The sequence below is a fragment of the Rhodopirellula bahusiensis genome (assembly GCF_002727185.1).
Lineage (GTDB): Bacteria > Planctomycetota > Planctomycetia > Pirellulales > Pirellulaceae > Rhodopirellula > Rhodopirellula bahusiensis.
This window is the reverse complement of record NZ_NIZW01000002.1, coordinates 210,082-229,069: the sequence shown is the minus strand read 5'-3', so window position 1 is coordinate 229,069 and position 18,988 is coordinate 210,082. Positions and strand designations below refer to the sequence as shown.

Genomic DNA, 18,988 nt, shown 5'->3' with positions numbered 1-18,988 from the left:
TAATGACGGTGTGCCGCGTTTCATGGCGAAGACTTATCCAAAGGGAATTCTCCAGCTGATTTCGCGTGGCCGACGGGCCGCGTGTCACCGAACGCTTGTGACAAATCAGAGGTGAATTTGACGTCAACCATCCCGAACTCATCGATCGACTTTCTTGTTCCAAGCCGTATTCGCATCGCTTCGACTCGCCTTCGCACTTGTGTGCGTCGGATTGGGTCTCATCCTCGGAGCTCAGTGGCTCGGGTTTATCCCCGATTCACGGCTGGCCGAAGAAGCTGCGCGGCGTAAATTCTGCGAAACCGTTGCGATCGCATCCATTGACGACATTCGTCAACACCGATGGTCCAAGCTGAATTCCACGCTGGAATCCTTGGTACGCCAAAACGACACACTGCTCTCATCCGGCTTGAGAACCGAAACCGGCACGCTTCAAGCCGCGACAAAACATCACCGAATCTGCTGGAAAAAATCCGGTTCGTCCGACGAATCAAGAACAGCCAACGTTTCTGATCCCAAGCCGTCAAGCACAGCGTCACACGATGACGTCCTGTTCCTATCCGACGATCCCGCACCCACCGAATTGGTCCCGAATTGGGTTGAGCCCACCGTCTCGGCATCGCAAGAAGCGACGGCTGAACTCGACGGCGACATCATCCGGCTGGACATCCCCATCACCGTTCAAGACCGCACTTGGGGAAATCTGGAATTCACGTTCAAGAGCAACCTTTCGGGACCGCTCGGCAACTTGCTCGACCATGGCATTCTTCGCCTACTGATCTTCTTCACCGTGATCGGCATGGGTTCGTATTCGTTCCTGATGATGCGGATCCTCGGCGTCTTCTCACGAACGCAGGTCGTGCCGGAACGAGTCCGTCAAGCACTCGACACCCTCGCCGAAGGCCTGTTGGTGCTCGACAAAGACGGCAAGATCGTTCTCGCCAATGACAATTTCCTGGATACCAACGGTTTCGAGCCCGAAGAACTGCAAGACCGTTTGGCGGGCGATTTGCCATGGGTGTTCGGCAACGGTGAAAAGACGACCAAGGAAGCCGAACTGCCTTGGACACAAGCCATCAGCCAGCGTAAATCAGTCGTCGGAGAAATCCTTCGTCTGACCGGCCGCGATGGCATTCACCGAGTCTTCAGCGTCAACGCTGGACCGATCGGCGAAGATGAAAAACAAAAAGGTGCCCTGGTCACTTTCCAGGACGTCACGCACGTTGAGAAGCATCGTCTCGAACTCGAGAACATGTTGTCGATGTTGCGATTGAGCAAAGACGAAATTCAAAAGAAGAACCAAGAGCTCGAAATTCTCGCGACACGAGATGCGTTGACCGGTTGCTTGAACCGTCGTGCGTTCTTCGAACGCATGGAAGAGATGCTCACGGATTACCGCAGCGCGGGACGTCCGCTGTCATGTTTCATGGTCGACATCGATCACTTCAAGAGCGTCAATGACACATACGGTCACCACGCGGGCGACGAAGTGCTTCGCAAAGTCAGCAAGGTGTTGCGTGACCTTCACGAAGAGAACCAAGTCGTCTGCCGCTACGGTGGAGAAGAGTTCTGCGTGATGCTGCCGGGTCACGACCTGGACGAAGCAATGGAGCAATCCGAACGAACTCGATTGGCGATCATGAACATTCGCCTCGAAGACCCCGAGTCGTTGCGATTGACCGCGTCACTCGGTGTCAGCGAGCTGAAATTCGGCGCCGCCGATGTTCAATCGCTGATCAACCAAGCCGACAGTTGCCTGTATGTCGCCAAACGCGGCGGACGAAACCAGTCGGTCCCATTCGATCCCGATCGCGTGGACGTCCTCGGCGAAGAAGAATCGCAACCCGAAGAAGTCGCTGATCCGGATTTGGTCAGCCTGCCGTTCCACGCCGTCACGGCGTTGGTTTCCGCATTGGCCTACCGAGATCCTGCGACCGCGGAACACAGCCGTCGCGTCGCCAACCTTTGCGTGCAAGCCGCGGACGGTTTGGTTTGCCAACGTGATATCTATGTGCTGGAGATCGCAGCACTCTTGCACGACATTGGCAAGATCGGCGTCCCCGACGATGTCTTGCATAAACCTGGACCGCTGACCGACGAAGAATGGAAAGTCATGCGGCGACACAACACCATCGGATTGGACATGGTCGCGGGCACGTTCCATTGCCCCGAACTAGAACGCATCATTCGAGCCCACCATGCGATCTCCGAACGCGGTACCACCGAACGGCACCTGAAACTGGATGAGCTTCCGATGGAAGCTCGCATCCTCACCATCGCCGACACGTATGACTCCATCGTGTCGGATCATGCGTATCGTCAAGGCCGACCGCACTCCACCGCGGCGTTGGAATTGCAACGCTGCGCAGGCAAACAATTCGATGCAAAACTGGTGAATCACTTCCTCACGAAGATCGAGGCCGATGTCAAAGAAAGCGCCATGGGCGTGCCGACCACCACGGGAATCTCGTTCGCCGTTCCAAAGCCAACCGCTCTGAAGATCGGACAGCAAATCGAACGCATCGCTGAAGCCATGGACAAGCAAAACATCACAGAACTGCGTGACCTCGCTCGAGACTTGTGCGACATCGCTGACGCCAGCTACCTTACACCCATCGTCGATTCCGCACGCCAAATCGAAGAAGCAGCGTCCAACGGCGAAAACGTCGAGTGGATCACACTCCTTCGACAAACGCAGAGACTGCTCGACCTTTGCCGGGCCACGCAAAACGCCCACCTCATCGAAGTGGAACTGGAAGACGACGAAGTCGAAGAAGAACTGTTTCAAAGCTGAGTGGGCACGCTGAGCTTGGCGATCATAACTGCTTTCCCGTCAGCCAAATCGCAATTCAATCTCGAACCGACGACTTCGCTTCGCCCGTGTAGCGGTACCTTCCTCGAACCCCCGGGTCGAGCAACCCAGCGGATTGGAAACTCTGCAATCGCGGGCGTAGCCATTCCCACAATCCGGCATCCGTGACGTTCTGATCCAACTGCTCGTTCGTCTGTTCGATCAAACGTTCAAACTCGGGAACGCCGCAGAACCAAAGTGGCGAGTGCACATCACCGCCCGACACCAGGAACTCTTCCGAGCCGATTGCAGCGGCGAAATACAACATCGAAACGGCTTCGAAACGCGGCATGCTCCGCAAACATCGATAACACATCGCCACCAACGAATCGATCCGCATCAACTCTTGCTCGACGGTAGCGGCATAGCGCTGGAGCAATTCGGACTGACGAGAGGACTCGCTCAGCAAAGCGTCCGCCAATCGAGCGACACCGATCAATCCATGTGCGATCCCCGTGCTATGCAATGGATCGATGGTGGCGACCGCGGTCGGCATCGCGATGTAGTTCCCTGATCTCACCGGCAACTGCATTCGTTGAACTCGATCAACGGAAATCCAATTGGGAGTCGCGTCGTCGAAGACCGCTTCCCGCATCATGCGTTGCAGACTTGGGTACCGTTGCCAGTCCACTGGATCCCGTCCGCTTGGCTGAGTCCATCCGACACTCGTGACGCCGTGATCCAATCGCAACATCCACATCCAACCCTCGTCGGTCAAATGATGCTGCGCCGCATCGTCGGGATCAAATGGCTCGTCCGCGCCCAACTGATTGGTTCGCCGAAGTTCATCCGTCCAAGATTTCACGCCGCGAAAGTGTGCAAAGACACTGCGGGTGTTCGTCCGCAAACGATCATCGACTCGTCGCAACCCGATTGATTTCATCAACGAGTCTGGCAACACACCGAAACGTCCCGAAGCGTTGACGATCCAACGAGCCGAAACCCTGCGAGTCGTTCCATCATCGTCTCCCGCCGAACGCTCACGTAGCGTCATCCGCACGGATCGACCCATCTCCGCCTCCACGACCTCCGTGTGTTCACGGCAATTGGCACCAGCGTCCATGGCTTGCTCAATGAAGAACGCATCGACATCACTGCGCAACCAGTGCGTGTCCGCCCAAGTCTCATTGGGACTGGCCGTCACCAACAAGCTGTTCCGACTCGCGCTGGGCGACGCCTCACACTCGTCGTGAAATTCTCGTCCGACGCCTTCGCCCGAGTCCACTCCACCGTGATGGTAGTAGCTGAAGCCACGTTTCATTCCGCGCCGCAACTCGGGAAAGTTCCGCTGCCAAGTCGGGTAAGTCGACAACGCGTGTAGCTTCGGTAGCCCATGCCGCTCGGCGAGTTGACGCATCACCAAGTCCGCCATCGGCGTGCTGGATTCACCAATCGCGAATCGGCCGAACCGATCCCGCTCCACCAGCAACACTCGCATACCGCGGGCGGACAAAACCCAAGCCAACAGGCCACCGGAAAACCCACCACCCAAAATCGCGACATCATAGTCCGTCGATGAATCAGACATGATTTGGCGAGTCACTTTGTGAGTCACATGGTTGGGCATCGGCGGCGAGCTCGGTCAGTTCAGGCACCTCCGGCTCCAATCCCCACGTGTCCAGTGTCAGCACGGGCCCGTGATCAAATCGCGAATCGTTTTCGAGTGCATCCATGACCGCTCGCATCTGTTTTCGCGACGGCGGATGAAAAACTCCCTCGTTCGCCAAACGGTCCATGAAACCATTGCCCGTTCGACACGGAAGCAAACTGATGTGACGAGCGCCCGCCGCTGCCGCGAATCGTGCCGACAGGATCGTCCACGCATCCGACTCCTGCGTCGCCAGCCACGGCAACCCATGAATCAGGAACACTCGCAGATCAATGGAAGCTTCTTTCAAGCTTTGTGCAAATTGAAAAAATTGCCCCGGACGAAGTCGTTTGTTCAATCGATCCAACATTCGCGGCGCAATGCATTCCAAGCCGACCGCGATTTCCAGTTTCCCGCGCAAGCGTTTCCCGAACTCGAACAAGCGCCGTGTTCCGATCAGAGGATGGTTCTCCACTACCACGCGATCAAACGGCTCACACAATTTGAGAATCTCGTCGTCATCCGCTGACGGCGTCGTTCGCGGGTCAAAGAAATTGCCGCTGTTGTAGAGCTTGATCGTTCCGCCCGATTCGCGACCAGTCTGCTCCCGCCAGTGTTGCAAACCAAATCGTATTTGCTCGGGCAGTGCCCCCGCGGGCGTTGGTTCATCCAGCGTGTTTCGCCACAAATCGCACATTGTGCACCGCAGCGAACACTCTGAAGACGCCAGCAACAACGTCAGCACCTCGGTCATCTCCGGCGACTGCCCTGGCGAGCGATTCGGGTGGCGACTGGCGGGTTCCAGTTCCACGAACACCGAATTGGGCCGTTTGGCATCGCGGTTGCGATCTTCCTCGTCGGCAACCACCGCGTCTGTTCGCGATGCCAGCACTTCTTGTGGTGAGGGTTTGGCAAACAAATTCGATTCCCTGCGAGTCATGGAATTGATCTTGATGCAGTCCGCCACAGATTGATACCCCCAACAAGATCACGCTTTTACGAACGGGATACCATGAACCGCAATCTGACCAACGTTTCGCGACCCAAGCACGCTCGGCGGCTCCTCGTCGCCATCTTCGTGCTTGCCGGTGGATCGACGCTCGTCTCGCCTGAAACGTCTTGGGCCCAGCAAGCATTGCCGTTTCGTCCGATTGGTTCCCCGAGTGCCGTCGACCAGACCGAAACCGCTCGGCGTCAGCGTGCCGCCCAAAGCACAACCATCACACCGACCTCTTACCGATCGCCGCAAGCACAGGCCAATGGATCGCGAAACTACGATCCGAACGTTCGGCAAGTAGCGATGCAGTCGGGCGGATTCGCGTTGCCCGGCGACATTGGCGGCCCACAAACCTTCACGCCACCAACGGAATCCCAACCGGTTCCGACGCAGCCATCGTTTGGCGTTCCTCCGATGAACAACACGGCGCCGCCGATCGCTGGGCCTCCGCACGGAACACTGCAACCCAACGGAAGCGTCGCAGTTCCCGGCACCGTCGATCCCAGCAACTCACTTCGCGGTGATAGCTTTTCGCAAGGTCGATCGTTGCCTCAACCCAATACGGTTCCAAACGATGTCCTGGGCGGGAACCCAACTTTCGTGCCGAACCAAATCGGACCACCGCCATCCGACTACGCTCCCGTTCCGCCACCACAATTGAGCAACGGTGGTTTCGCTACGATGAGCAATTGCGCATTAATCACTCAACCCAGTGAGTACTCCGCGATGAGCCCGTATTCGGGTTATGGGTACGGCCAAGGTTGTGCATCACCCGGCGGAGTCGCCCCGGTCAACTACACCGCACCACCAGCGCAGATTGCTGCCCCTGCTGCGATACCCGCCAGCGTCTACCCAGGCCTTGCCACGGTTCCGCCCGTCGGATCCACCACGCTTCCCGCAGGTCCGGCCGGTGCGTTGATTGACTTCGGCCAAGGCACCAATGCCGTTCAAGTCGGACCTGGGCTTTGGGGCCAACCCGTTGCCTATGTTCCCGGCCAAGGCTTCCGAAACTGGTTGCGATACTTCTCGTTCTGAGTGATCGACGAGGCACGCATCCGTCCGCCCGTTGACGTCGCATTCGAATAAACGTTTCAACCGGAATCGACCGGATCAATCCAACCCGCCGTCCGCCCTTTTCGCGTCGCCGGACGGGAACCCTTCCAGGCGGCATCGCGATCGTTCGATGAATTGCTGTAGTGTCACTCATTCAGTGACGTGACTCGCCGGCAGCTTGCTCTTCCCAACCCTCCCCGGCAACGCCGCCCTCCCAATCCGTGTATCTCGTATTTGTCAGGACCGATCCCATGCGCAACTCCTCCCTGCGCGTATGCTCGCTCGCCGGCGTGTCCTCGCTGGTCCTTCTCGCTAGCTTGTCCACTGGTTGCCGTGGTCGTGGGTTCTTGCCTGCACCGGGAACGATGAACCAACAACAAGCCAACGCGGTGGTTCACGATCCTTACCCGCTGACCGATATCGGACCGAATGACCAGGGCAGTCGTCCGCCCAGCTACCAACAACCACTGCCCGGGCCGGTCCGCGATCGCTTGAGCGCTGACGCAATGCCATGGCTGGGTCGCTAGAACGAGCCCACCGGCATCCCCACTCGGGTGCCGAGCCGTCTCAACTTGCAACCTGACACGACATCAAAAAGACGACACATCGAGCGATTGACTCTCTTCTGAATTCGCTCGGCACTTGAATTTTGTGTTGGAAAACCGGCGTTTTCTGCTCAAAACCGCATTCCGTGACATTTTGGCATCGTTTGGCCCCTGGCTTGCGATAGATCTCCTTCGAAATGAGTTTCACGCGACTTGTGAACCGATGCCAAGGCGGCATCACGCGGCGGAACAAGTTTTCTAAGGAGAAAAAAACAATGTCTCGATTGACCAAATGGATCGCCGTCCCGGTTCTCGCCGTCGCAGCTACCTTCATGGGCGACGCCCCTGAAGCAAACGCGCAAGGCTTTTCGCTCAGCATCGGAACCGGCGGTTTCAGCTATGGCAACTATGGGCCAAGCCGATACAGCAGTCGCTACGGAAGCCGCTATGGCAGCTACTACAACAACGGGCACCGAGCCTTCGGACCGGCTGTCTACTCAGGCCGCTATTCATCCGGCTACCGCGGCTACGCTCGCCCCCACTACGATTACCACGCGCCAACCTTGGTTCCTCACGGAAACCACTACCACTATCAACCAGGTCACTACGACCTGCACTACGGTCGACATGGTCGTGGTCACCGCGGTCACCATTGATTCGCATTTGGCTTGAGGTGTCATCGCCTGACGCACGAGCCAATCCATTCTGACGTGTGATTCTCGTTCTGGATCACCGAAACAACTTTCAAGCGTGTCGTCTCCTGTTGCGAGACGGCACGCTTGTCTATTTTCGGGCGCATGAATGGCATCATTGCACTACAGATTCTCGGCGGCGTCCTCCTCCTCTTAGTCGGAGGCGAGTGGGTCGTTCGCGGCGCGTCCCGTTTGGCGATCGCGGCGAAGCTCAGTCCACTGTTCGTGGGACTGACGGTCGTGTCGCTCGGCACTAGCGCTCCTGAAATGGCCGTCTCTTTCACGACCGCCCTTCGCGGACAAGCCGACATCACGATCGGCAACGTCGTCGGCAGCAACCTGTTCAACATGTTGATGATCGTCGGCTTCAGCGCCCTGTTTGCGCCTCTTCCGGTCGATCGCCAGATCACGCGATTCGACGTTCCTGTGATGATCTCCGCATGCCTCGCGATGTTGGTCGCATCCTTGAACGGAATCATCGGTCGGTTGGACGGAATCGGGTTGATCCTGATCATGGTTGGCTACTTCGCAATTTCATACCGACTGGGAAAGAAGTCGGGCGAACAACCCATCGGCGACGACCTATTGTCTCCGGAGATCGTGGAAGAAGCCGCTCAAACGTTGGGTCGACGAGTCGCTGTCATCATCTGGCAACTCATCCTGCTGAGTGCCGGTGTTGCTGCCCTGGTCTTCGGATGCGACCTGTTCGTCGATGGTGCGGTTTCCATGGCTCGTATCCTGGGTGTGTCGGAACTGGTCATTGGATTGACCATTGTGTCGGCGGGAACATCGCTGCCTGAGCTGGTCACTTCCGTGGCTGCGACCATCAAAGGAGAACGCGGAATCGCGATTGGCAATGCCGTCGGCAGCACGACGCTCAACATCGTCGCCGTGCTCGGCATCACCTCCGTGATCGCCCCCAGTGGTCTGAACGTTGCTCCCGAAATCATGGGGCTCGACATGCCGTTGATGGTGATCGCCGCGATTTTGAGTTGGGTGCTCTATCGCACGGGCCGAACGATCGCGCGGTGGGAAGGCGTGCTGATGATCCTGATCTACTGCGGCTACGTCGGCTACTTATTGAAGACAAACGGAGCCTTCGGATGAATTTCCAACCCCGAAGACTTCGCTACACACGTCGTGATCTGCTGTCTTCGGTGCTCGGCGCAGGAACGCTCGCCTGCCTGGGTTGCAATTCACTTTCATCGCGATGGTCTGGTGCACTGCCTTTCACCGGTTCCGTGCTCACGCCCAACCGCGACGTTGGGCATCGTTTACGAGTCCCAACCGCCGAGCGATTTGCCTCGGCTTCCGACGCAGAAAATCCAAACGCAGACATCCGGCACGCTCGCTGCGTGATTATCGGCGGCGGAGTCGCGGGACTGGCGGCTGGTTACGAACTGCTGAAATCGGGCATCGACGATTTTCTCATTCTCGAATTGGAATCGACACCCGGCGGAACTTCGCGAAGCACCCAGTACCAATCGGACTCGTTCGGTTCTCTGCGTGCTCCCTGGGGAGCCCACTACTTGCCGCTCCCGGGCACTCACAACGAACCGCTGCGAAACTTCCTTCGCGAGTGCGGCGTCCTCGATGAAAGCGGAGCAGCGGCCGAGCAGATGCTTTGCCGTGATCCCGAAGAACGCGTATGGGCGAACGGACGTTGGCAATATGGTTTGTTGCCGATGGGTGACGCGACCACCGAAGACATCTCGCAAGTCGAACGATTCCAAAAGGAGATGTCCGACTTTGCGCAGACGCGAGACGCAAACGACAAACCTTGGTTCGTTCTGCCGACTTCGCGGGCGAGTGACGATCCCGAGAGCCTAGCACTGGATCAATTGTCGATGTCCCAGTGGATGCAGTCTCGCGAATTTGATTCGCCGCGATTGCTTTGGTTGGTCGATCACTCTTGCCGCGATGACTACGGTTTGCGAGCCGACCAGACGAGTGCCTGGGCCGGAATTTTTTACTTCGCTTCGCGCATGCTCGATCCTTCGCAATCGACCGAGTCCGCTCCCGTGCTGACGTGGCCCGAAGGCAACTGCTTTCTGGTCGATCAATTGGTGCGGAAAATCGGCGACCGAATCGAAACGGATCAAGCAGTCCTTTCAATGAGCGAACTTGATTCTGGCACGCTCTCGCTAAGCGCATTGAACACTCAAACGCAAAAACGATCCAACGTCACCGCCGACTCGGTGATCCTCGCGGTCCCGCAATTCATCGCGTGCCGTTTGCTGCCTGATTCACTTGGCGAAGTCAAACAAAACCGCATCGAGATGGCTCAGTCGTTTCAGTACGGAAGTTGGTTGGTTGCGAATATCGTGCTCAGAGATCGACCGAAGGAAAACGAACCCGCAATGTGCTGGGACAACGTTCGCTACCAGTCCGCTTCGTTGGGATACGTCAACGCGGGCCATCAAACTGGAAGCGATCACGGCGGAACCGTGTTGACGTGGTACCAAGCGTTGACGACCCACGACACCGCACTGACTCGCACGGAGTTGATGACTCTCAGCTGGGAAGAAGCCGCGGAAGTCGTTTGCAGCGATCTTGAAATCATGCATCCCAACATTCGCGAACACATCGAAGCGATGGATGTCATGGTCTGGGGCCACGCGATGATCCAGCCCACCGTTGGCAGCCGTTCCAATCCGCTTCGAACGCGAGCCAGCCAATCGATCGGCAACATCCACTTTGCCGCGTCGGACCTCAGCGGCGTTGCCTTGTTCGAAGAAGCCTTCGACCACGGACGCCGGGCCGCGCAAGCGGTTGCGCAAATTTGATCCCCGAAATCCAGACCGCCGTCGCGTAGGTCAGGTCCCACCTGACAATCTTCGCGTTCCAAATCAGACACGACCTCAAGGCCATACCGATCTGAGAACACATCTCGCTTTGTTCCAAAGCATCGGCGCGGTCGCCATGTGAGACATGGCCTACAGACCGAATTCTTGGCGAATCCGGCTACGGTTAGGTAGCGGTCGCCATGTGAGACATGGCCTACCGAGCGGCCAACAATCGGAACACGGTCAAGCTGCTTCGGACCGCCTCTCTCAGATTCAGCTTGCTGGTGCCGTGAACTCGTTCGGTGAACGTGATCGGAACCTCGACGCACTTCGCTCCATCGCGATGAAGCCGCAGCAAAACCTCTTGGATGAACGCGTACCCATCACTTGGATTGCGAGGTGGATCCAACCCAGCCAAACAGCGCACACGATAGCAACGGTACGAACCGCTCGCGTCACGCACCGGCAACCGCAACAACTTTCGGGTGAACCCGTTGATCAGGCCGCTCATCACCTTGCGACGCCACGGCCAACCGACGATCGCGCCGCCTTCGATGTAACGCGACCCAACGACAACGTCGGCGTTCTCCTTCAAACATGTCGACACCAACCGCGGCAAATCGGCTGGGTCGTGACTGAGATCCGCGTCCATATTGCAAAACAAATCGTACTGCCCATCGATTGCGGTCTGCATCGCCGCGCGAATGGCGCCCCCCAATCCTCGCTCGTCCTTGCGAACTTTCACAAGGATCGATTCACCGGCACCGGACTCCTCCGCGTACCGTCGCGCGATTTCCGCGGTCCCGTCGGGCGAGTCATCATCGACGACCAAACAATCCGCATCTGGAAGAGCCTCGCGAATCTTCGTCAACATCGTTTTGACGTTGGCGGCTTCGTTGTAGGTGCAGATTCCAACTAAAATCCGTTGCCCCGACGCGAGGTCAGAGGCAACGGAATGCGATTCGGTTTCGTTGGCGATTTCAGAAGTCGTGTCGATGGCTACGATTCAATCAGGAGTGCAACCGCTTCGAGATAGCGGCGGATCACGTCGGGCGAGACGTCGTTGAACCCAGCGGACTTGTGCCGCAGGATCGACAACTTCAGTTGTTCCACGACGTCGCTGAGATCATCGGGTAATTCTGGCAAACCTGCGAAAGGTTGCAAGGGTGACGGCGGTGTTTCCGTCGCCAATCCGGCTTCGCCCTCTTCACGCCCGGACTCACCGAGCTTGTTCAGCTCTTCCTCTTCGCCAAAATCAGGACCTTCGTACGTCGGACCTTGGACACCATCGGTGTCGCCATCGTAGTCCCGCGTCGTGTCGTCGCCCTGAGCAGGCGCGGTGCCCAATTCGGCATCGCTCATCGGTTGGTCTTCGTCCAAATCGACGTCCATCACCTGGCTGGCGGTTGGGCGTTGCGACTCGACTTCGCCGTTGGCCTTCCAACGTTTGTCTCGCATGTTCGAAACCGACCACTTCTCTTCCACGGCTCCTTGCAACCAAAGTGCCGCGTCATCCCAGTCCAATGCCGCCAAGAAGTGCGACCAGTACAAACCTTCGTACTTCGGCTGATCGTCAGCGAAACGATCGAAGACGCGACGCAAACGCCCCACGTGGGGTGCTGTGACACCTCCAACGCGAGAGGCCCAAGCTTCGTCGGAGTATTCCGTCGAAGGAGCACCAGCTTCGATCAAAGCCGCACGCCATTGGCTGATGATGCGTCCCTTTTCCCAGTTCGTCGTGCTGACCAACCCGTTCCATCGACCGACGAAGGGTTGTTGCAACGCCAACAATTCAGGCGACAAATCCGCGTCGTCCGAATCGGCGGATTCATCCGTTGCGGCGACTGCTGAGACCGCGAATTGGTTGACTTCGTCCGAAAGCTCTTCGACGTCGTCAGCCAAATCCGAAACGTCTTCGTTCAACATTTCGGCCGTCATCGTCTCCGACGTCGACTCGGTTGCGGCGGAAGCTTCGCCGGAGGCCTCGTCATCGGGCACGTCGTCATAGACGTCCGAATTCGCGGTGGGGTTTGACTCCACGGATTCGGGCGTGCCCAAATCGTCGGCGTCAAAACGTGGCGAGTCGCTGGTCAAAGAAGGGTTTTCGTCAGAATTCATGTGCAGAGATTCGCGAGGAGCGGGACGTGATTTCAGTCCGCATACGCTAACCCGCCGACCCCGTTTCCGGGAAGAATCCTGGCCACCTTTTCTGGTTTTTCAACGCCATCGCGAGTCAGACGCATCGCGTGGGGAAACCGTGCGGTGTGGGAAAGATGTCGGGCTTGAACGAACAAACGGCCCGGTGAGCTCAAATGCTCATCGGACCGTCGTTTTGTTCACTGCAATTGCCAGCCGGAGTGTTTCATCCGGAGTTCCGATCCCGATCTGTTCGGGCTGTAGGCTCGGCCCTACAGGTTCGGCGTCGTGTAAGGCTCGACGTCGCCAACCATGTGGAAGTGGTTGTGGTCAATGTAGACGACCTCAATCGCTTCGCGGTCACGCAGCGTGTGCGGGACGGGGTAGCCGATGATGGTCGACTCGTCGAAGTAGACCGTGCACTTGTAGTGTGCGTGGTGCAACTGAGCCGGTCCGATCAAAGGATAGAAACGCGGCGGATCGATGTAGTCCGAGATCTTCTCTTTGATGATCCGCACATCGTTGCGTTGCTTTTCCCAGATCAAAGGGATGCCGCCTTGAACAGGACGAGCCTGCTCGAGTGCTTGCATCACTTCGTCATCGCTTGGTGGATCCAAAGCGATTGGCGGACCGCCCGACGTGGTGGGGCCGAGAATCGGCACCCGGTCGTAGCGTTCCTTGTTGTGGAACTTCTCTTCTTGTTTGTGTTGGTAGTACGGGCTCACAGGAATTGGAAATCCGAGGATTCCCAAGTTGTAGTTGCTGCCGCCCAGGCCGTAGCAACCTGTGCTTGAAATCACCACAGTGGTGAGCAGGCACAACGTCCCGAAACGAGTGAGTGTTGAGGTCATCTTGCTGGTCATCCGAGCAACCTTCCTTGGTTTCCGACTTGGCAAATCCGCACTTGAACCAATCCGCAGAGGATCATTCATTTGCGTAGTACCTGTATCGTGTCAAACTGTTCCGATCTTGCGGGTCATTCCGGAAATTCGTTCGGAAAGTTTGCCGACAACAGTTTCACGCGTGGAACTCAAACCAGCTTCGGACCGTCACTCGCCGTCGGTCAGCACCGCCATGAAAGCTTTCTGGCTGATCTCGACGTTGCCGACCGCCTTCATTCGCTTCTTGCCTTCCTTCTGCTTCTGCAGCAACTTGCGTTTTCGCGTGATGTCACCGCCGTAGCATTTCGCGGTCACGTTCTTCCGCATTGCGGGCACGGTCTCACGAGCGATCACGCGGCTTCCGATCGCCGCTTGCACAGCAACCTCGAACATGTGCCGTTCGATCTCCGCCTTCAGCTTTTTCGCAACCGCACGCCCGCGACGATCCGCATCGGCACGGTGGCAAACCACCGACAAAGCGTCGACTCGGTTGCCGTTGACGAGAATGTCCAAGCGACACAGGTCGGCTTCTTCATACCCGACCATCTCGTAATCCAGCGTCCCATAACCGCGCGTGCAGCTCTTGATGCGGTCGTGCAGGTCGTAGATCACTTCCGCCAAAGGAATGTCATACGTCAGCATCGCTCGCGAAGCCCCCAGGACTTCGTGGCCCTTTTGGATGCCGCGGCGTTCCTGGCACAGTTTCATGACCGGGCCGATGTATTCCTCCGGAACGATCACGTTGCAACGCACAATCGGCTGGCAGAACTTCTCGATGTCGCCGGGGTCGGGGACATCCTGCGGCTTGTGAATGTTCTTCGTCTCGCCGCGTTTGTCGGTGATCTCGTAGGTCACGTTGGGAGCGGTTTGGACCAGGTCGATGTCCGATTCCTGCTCGAGGCGTTGCTGGACAATCTCCATGTGCAGCAGCCCCAGGAAACCGCAGCGGAAACCAAACCCGAGTGCGTCGCTGGTTTCGGGCTCGAACTCGAAACTCGGATCGTTGACGGCCAATCGCTCCAGTGCATCTCGCAGTTCGCTGAAGTCCTGCCCATCGCTGGGGAACAACCCACAATAAACCATCCGTTTGGGACGGTCATAGCCCGGCAATGCCGGAGCCGGATCGTTGCCCGCGATGCTGATCGTGTCACCGATGTGCACGTCGCCGAGACTCTTGATGTTGCAGATCAAATAGCCAACTTGCCCGGCGACCAATTCATCGCAGGGAACTCGGGCGGGAGCAAACTGGCCCAGTTCCACGACGTCGTGAGTCGATCCTGCACGCAAAAACTTGATCTTTTGACCTTTGCGAACCGTTCCTTCCATGACTCGGATGTACGTGATCGCACCGCGAAAATCGTCGTAGTTCGAATCGAAGACCATCGCCTGCAAGACGGCTTCGGGATCGCCGGTTGGCGGCGGAACCGAATCCACGATCGAGTCGAGCAACGCGGCAACGCCTTCGCCGGTCTTCGCGCTGACTCGCATGCATTCTTCGGGGTCCGTGCCCAGAGAATTCATCATCTCTTCGGCGACTTCATCCGGACGAGCGTGAATCAAATCGATCTTGTTGATCACCGGAACGATCGTCAGATCATGCTCCATCGCCGCAAATGCGTTGGCAACGGTTTGAGCCTCGACACCTTGGAAGGCATCGACCAGCAACAACGCACCTTCGCAACATGCCAACGAACGTGAAACTTCGTATTGAAAGTCAACGTGGCCGGGCGTGTCGATCAGGTTCAGTTCGTATTCCACGCCGTCTCGCTGGTATTGCATGGCGACGGCGCGAGCCTTGATCGTGATTCCGCGTTGCTGTTCCAGCGCGAGGTCATCCAGCATTTGCGTCTTCTTGCCGCGGTTGTCCACCGTGCCGGTGTTTTCCAGCAAACGATCGGCCAACGTGCTTTTGCCGTGGTCGATGTGAGCGATGATGCAGAAGTTGCGAATGTGTTCTTGCGAACGAGAGGATTTCGATGCCATCCGGTTTCAGTTTCAGTGATGGTGATTGTTCAAACGGCAAACCCGTTTTCAGGAATCTTGCTTGCGAGCATACCCGGCCGCACCCAAATAGCCGGCTTCGTGTCCGAGCGTCGCAAATGAAATGGTCGTTCCCTCGAAGACATTGGGGAAGGTCCGTTGTCGAAATTCTTCCGTCACGCCGGCCAAAAAGCGACGCCCAATCTCACACTCCGAGCCACCAAAGTTCATCGCTCCACCCAGCGCCACGTGCCCAGGGTCCAAAGTGTGAACCAAATTGGTGACGCCAATTCCCAACCAGTGTGCAGTCTCATCAATGATCAGATTCGCGAAATCGTCGCCTTCCGAGGCAGCTTCCCAGATCTTTTTCGCGGTCAATTCAGAGCCCGCTTCGCCGTGGAAAGGTCGCAACTTCGACTGCGGGTATTCCGCCAGTCGGTGCCGAGTCCGCATGACCACGCCGCTGGCCGAGGCATAGGCTTCCAACTGACCGCGGCCACCTCCCCATGCACAAAGCTGAGCGTCCGGTGAAGGATCGACGATGATATGGCCGCATTCGCTGCCAAAGCTGTTCACGCCGTTGACCAATTGATCCTCGACGATGATGCCGCCGCCGACGCCGGTGCCCAGCGTCAACAAAATCATCGACGAACCTTTTGCACCGCTGCCGAGCCAAAACTCGCCGTAAGCCGCGGCATTCGCATCGTTTAAAAACGAAATCGGCCGATGGGTCGCTTCGGTCAATTTCGCACACAGCGGAAATTCCCACCACGACGGCAACTGAGGCGGAGCGACCAACATCCCGCGAGGCAAATCCATCGGCCCGGGGGCTCCCATTCCGATGCGAGGCACGTTGCCCGTCGTGTTCGTCCGCGTTTCCACTTCGCGAATTGTCGAGGCCAAACGATCCACCGCCGCCTGGGGGCCGTCGGATTCCAGCGTGGGAACCTGCTCGAACGCAACGGTCTCTCCGGCCGAATTGACCAGCCCGCATTTGATGCTGGTGCCGCCAATGTCGATGCCCCAGTAGTGCCGTGAATCGGTTGTCATGCAAACGCTTGAGAAAGTTTGGGAATGAGTCTTAGAAGCTGGGCGGAAGTATAACGGATCACGCAATTTTGGCATCGCCGCTGGACAGGGTTTTGCAACGGAAACGACGCCCCCGCTAAGTCACTCTCGATGTGGCGTCAACCAACACAACGACTCGATTCACCAACGCCTGGCAAACCACTTGCTGAGTCCGGGAATATCAGCCGCAATGCGTTAGCACCGGTTTCCACGACGCAAACAACCCCAACGGCCATCGCATAGTCGCTCCAGTTCGAAAACGACATTTGTCCTGCTTCACCGGCCCAAAACACTCCAAACCTCTATAGAAACCAGCCTCCGCCGGACTTCCCGCTCAGGACTCGTCTTCCGGAACGGCCAGAACATCCGCCCGAGCCCACCTCTGCGTGTCGGTGCCCAATTGCTCGAACGTACCGACCACGTCACCAAACGGTGCATCGATGCGTTGAACTCGTGACGCTTCGACCATCACCACTTTCCCGTTCCAAGGATCCGGTGACCCGGGCAAATACAACGTCACGCCCAACGGATCGTCGGCGATGTCGGATCCACGGTAGCGCTCGACCTCAAACGCCAATTGCGAATAACCGTCCAACCGAGCCACGACGGGACGCAACCGATTTTTCGCAACCTCGCCCCCGATGTTGCCGCTGAGCTGTTCCTTGAAAATCGCGTAACGTGGAAACAGCATCAACAGATACTTCTCGATGAAGCGAGTGAACTGCCTCGCGATCGATCGACGTGCCATGATCCCAGAAACGAAACACGCCAGGATCAGCAACAACGTCGCGATGCCGAAGACCAGCAGATACCCGGTCGTATCATGAAACGGCGTGTAGTCTTTCAGGAACGGCAACAACGCGACCGCGACCGCATAGATGACCTGAGCCAATTGCCCAAGCAACACCAACACGACCAGCAACGGCAGTAAGAAAAAGATTCCACCAATCGCGGTCGTGCGAAGAAACGAAAAGTGTCGTTGAACGTGCTGTTTCATGGCGGCAATGTTTCACGGAACGAATCGAAAGATCGCATGGTATCACGCGGACTGCGAGCTCAACACGCGGATGGTATCACGCGAGGCGGCCTCCGACTCTGGGCCGATTGCGGCCTTTGCAAAGGCGCGGACGCTTGGGCAAATCGTCGAATTCATTTGCAATTCGACATGCCCGCAGGTTCTTCACCCCGACTGGGGTTCCCACCGCCATCCAGCATTTCGTAGCGTCCGGATCGTCCAGGATTCACAGCCATCGACGCGGACGGCAGGACCGAACTGAATCGATCTCGCCCCGTTTACCCGATCTCGAATCCGCCCTCCAGACCGCCGATCTGAACCAGTCGCGATACAGGACGCCATCGTGAACCGACTTGAATCGTCACGCGAAGACCAAAACCGCGAAGTCACACCTCGCGACAAAAAAACGCTCATCAAATCCAGCACGACCAACGATGCGATCACGCTGTATCGTCCCGTGACGCTGCTTTACATGGCAGCGATGACGATGATGTTGGTGCCGATGATGACGTTGGTCGACGTGAACATCGCGTCTTACTTCCGCACCGCGCCACTGCCAGCGGAATTGGATTCTGCCCTGGAACTTTCGCTGGTTCTATCGCACGGCTACGGCGTCTTTGTGATCTTGTTGGCAATCCTGCTAATGGCCCCCAAACGCCGTTGGCATTTGCCTCGTTTGGCCACGCTTGCCATGGGTGGCGGAGCCATTGCCACGATCGCGAAGATGTTTGTGATCCGGCCTCGCCCCAGCAACCTCAATCTGAATCATGCGGGTCACGATTCCGCTTGGCTTTGGGCATTTGATTGGGACCTCAGCGAAGTCGCCTCGTTCGACGCCGCAATGCGAGCCTTCCCAAGCGGACATGTCGTCACAGCAACCGCCATGCTGATTGGTTTGTGGGTCGTCGTCCCGCGCGGTCGTTTTCTTTTCGCAATGGTTTGGATGGGCGTGCTGATCAATCGCGTCAACACAAGCTCTCACTTCGCCAGCGATGTTTGCGGCGGCGTGGCGTTCGGACTGTTTTGGTCCTACGTCTGTTTTCATCCAAGATTGTTAGGAAACCTGTTTGACAAGATGGTTCCCGAACATGGTCGACGATCTCGCGCCGAAACCAGTGACTCGTCCGACGCTGTTCCGCAGCTCATTCCACAAAGCAACGCGGGTTCATCAACGGGGACACCTTCGTTCCCCATGCATGCTTCACCGATTCATGCGTCGCAAATGAGTGCAACGGAGCAATACGAAGCGATGACGTCCAACATGTCATCAGCAAACACTTCGCAGTCACACCCTCTCGGTTCGGACCATGTCGAACCCAAGGATGGGCAATCAAACCGCCGACCAGATTTTGGCAACGCGGGCGAGCGAGCGGCTTAGCAACTCGGCTCGGAAAACCTC

At 57.4% G+C, this 18,988-nt stretch carries 15 protein-coding genes; 7 read left to right on the top strand and 8 right to left on the bottom strand.

The features are described from left to right. The first annotated feature begins 154 nt into the window (after positions 1-154). On the top strand, positions 155-2,791 hold the full coding sequence (locus CEE69_RS03660) for a diguanylate cyclase (protein ID WP_099259388.1): 2,637 nt from the start codon (positions 155-157) through the stop codon (positions 2,789-2,791). A gap of 55 nt (positions 2,792-2,846) precedes the next feature. Here the strand turns inward: CEE69_RS03660 and CEE69_RS03655 are convergent, their stop codons facing one another. Beyond that, the gene (locus CEE69_RS03655; RefSeq protein WP_233214589.1) at positions 2,847-4,415 is read right to left on the bottom strand and encodes an NAD(P)/FAD-dependent oxidoreductase; all 1,569 of its coding nucleotides are present in this window, start codon (positions 4,413-4,415) and stop codon (positions 2,847-2,849) included. Further along, on the bottom strand, positions 4,369-5,376 hold the full coding sequence (locus CEE69_RS03650) for a Fe-S oxidoreductase (RefSeq protein WP_233214588.1): 1,008 nt from the start codon (positions 5,374-5,376) through the stop codon (positions 4,369-4,371). The genes CEE69_RS03655 and CEE69_RS03650 overlap by 47 nt, the downstream gene beginning before the upstream one ends. Before the next feature lie 72 nt (positions 5,377-5,448). On the opposite strand from CEE69_RS03650, the gene CEE69_RS03645 reads away from it, so the two are divergent. The 5 genes from CEE69_RS03645 (at position 5,449) to CEE69_RS03620 (ending at position 10,509) form a co-directional block, all read left to right on the top strand. After that, entirely contained in the window at positions 5,449-6,468 is a 1,020-nt protein-coding gene (locus CEE69_RS03645) for a hypothetical protein (protein WP_099259385.1), read from the top strand. A 269-nt stretch (positions 6,469-6,737) separates the two neighbouring features. Continuing rightward, positions 6,738-7,013, top strand: a complete 276-nt coding sequence (locus CEE69_RS03640; RefSeq protein WP_233214587.1) for a membrane or secreted protein — start codon at positions 6,738-6,740, stop codon at positions 7,011-7,013. Between the two features lie 293 nt (positions 7,014-7,306). Beyond that, the gene (locus tag CEE69_RS03630) at positions 7,307-7,687 is read left to right on the top strand and encodes a hypothetical protein (RefSeq protein WP_099259383.1); all 381 of its coding nucleotides are present in this window, start codon (positions 7,307-7,309) and stop codon (positions 7,685-7,687) included. A 141-nt stretch (positions 7,688-7,828) separates the two neighbouring features. Further along, on the top strand, positions 7,829-8,830 hold the full coding sequence (locus tag CEE69_RS03625) for a calcium/sodium antiporter (protein WP_099259382.1): 1,002 nt from the start codon (positions 7,829-7,831) through the stop codon (positions 8,828-8,830). Next, positions 8,827-10,509, top strand: coding sequence for an FAD-dependent oxidoreductase (locus tag CEE69_RS03620; RefSeq protein ID WP_099259381.1), 1,683 nt, complete (start codon positions 8,827-8,829; stop codon positions 10,507-10,509). Before CEE69_RS03625 ends, CEE69_RS03620 begins: the two co-directional genes overlap by 4 nt. Positions 10,510-10,723: 214 nt before the next feature. Here the strand turns inward: CEE69_RS03620 and CEE69_RS03615 are convergent, their stop codons facing one another. From CEE69_RS03615 to CEE69_RS03590, 6 genes are all read right to left on the bottom strand, one after another. Next, on the bottom strand, positions 10,724-11,431 hold the full coding sequence (locus tag CEE69_RS03615; protein ID WP_143549142.1) for a polyprenol monophosphomannose synthase: 708 nt from the start codon (positions 11,429-11,431) through the stop codon (positions 10,724-10,726). Between the two features lie 77 nt (positions 11,432-11,508). After that, complete coding sequence (locus CEE69_RS03610) at positions 11,509-12,627, bottom strand: hypothetical protein (RefSeq protein WP_099259379.1); 1,119 nt, start codon at positions 12,625-12,627, stop codon at positions 11,509-11,511. Between the two features lie 290 nt (positions 12,628-12,917). Beyond that, positions 12,918-13,508 carry a hypothetical protein gene (locus tag CEE69_RS03605; protein ID WP_199169782.1) on the bottom strand — a complete coding sequence of 197 codons (591 nt, stop codon included), beginning with the start codon at positions 13,506-13,508 and terminating at the stop codon, positions 12,918-12,920. Between the two features lie 186 nt (positions 13,509-13,694). Beyond that, positions 13,695-15,509, bottom strand: a complete 1,815-nt coding sequence (gene lepA, locus CEE69_RS03600) for a translation elongation factor 4 (RefSeq protein WP_099259377.1) — start codon at positions 15,507-15,509, stop codon at positions 13,695-13,697. A gap of 48 nt (positions 15,510-15,557) precedes the next feature. Further along, positions 15,558-16,556 (bottom strand): ROK family protein, encoded by a 999-nt coding sequence (locus tag CEE69_RS03595; protein WP_099259376.1) that lies wholly within the window; start codon positions 16,554-16,556, stop codon positions 15,558-15,560. A 352-nt stretch (positions 16,557-16,908) separates the two neighbouring features. After that, positions 16,909-17,571 (bottom strand): DUF502 domain-containing protein, encoded by a 663-nt coding sequence (locus CEE69_RS03590; protein ID WP_099259375.1) that lies wholly within the window; start codon positions 17,569-17,571, stop codon positions 16,909-16,911. A gap of 361 nt (positions 17,572-17,932) precedes the next feature. On the opposite strand from CEE69_RS03590, the gene CEE69_RS03580 reads away from it, so the two are divergent. Continuing rightward, entirely contained in the window at positions 17,933-18,967 is a 1,035-nt protein-coding gene (locus CEE69_RS03580; RefSeq protein ID WP_099259373.1) for a phosphatase PAP2 family protein, read from the top strand. The last annotated feature ends 21 nt before the right edge of the window (positions 18,968-18,988 follow it).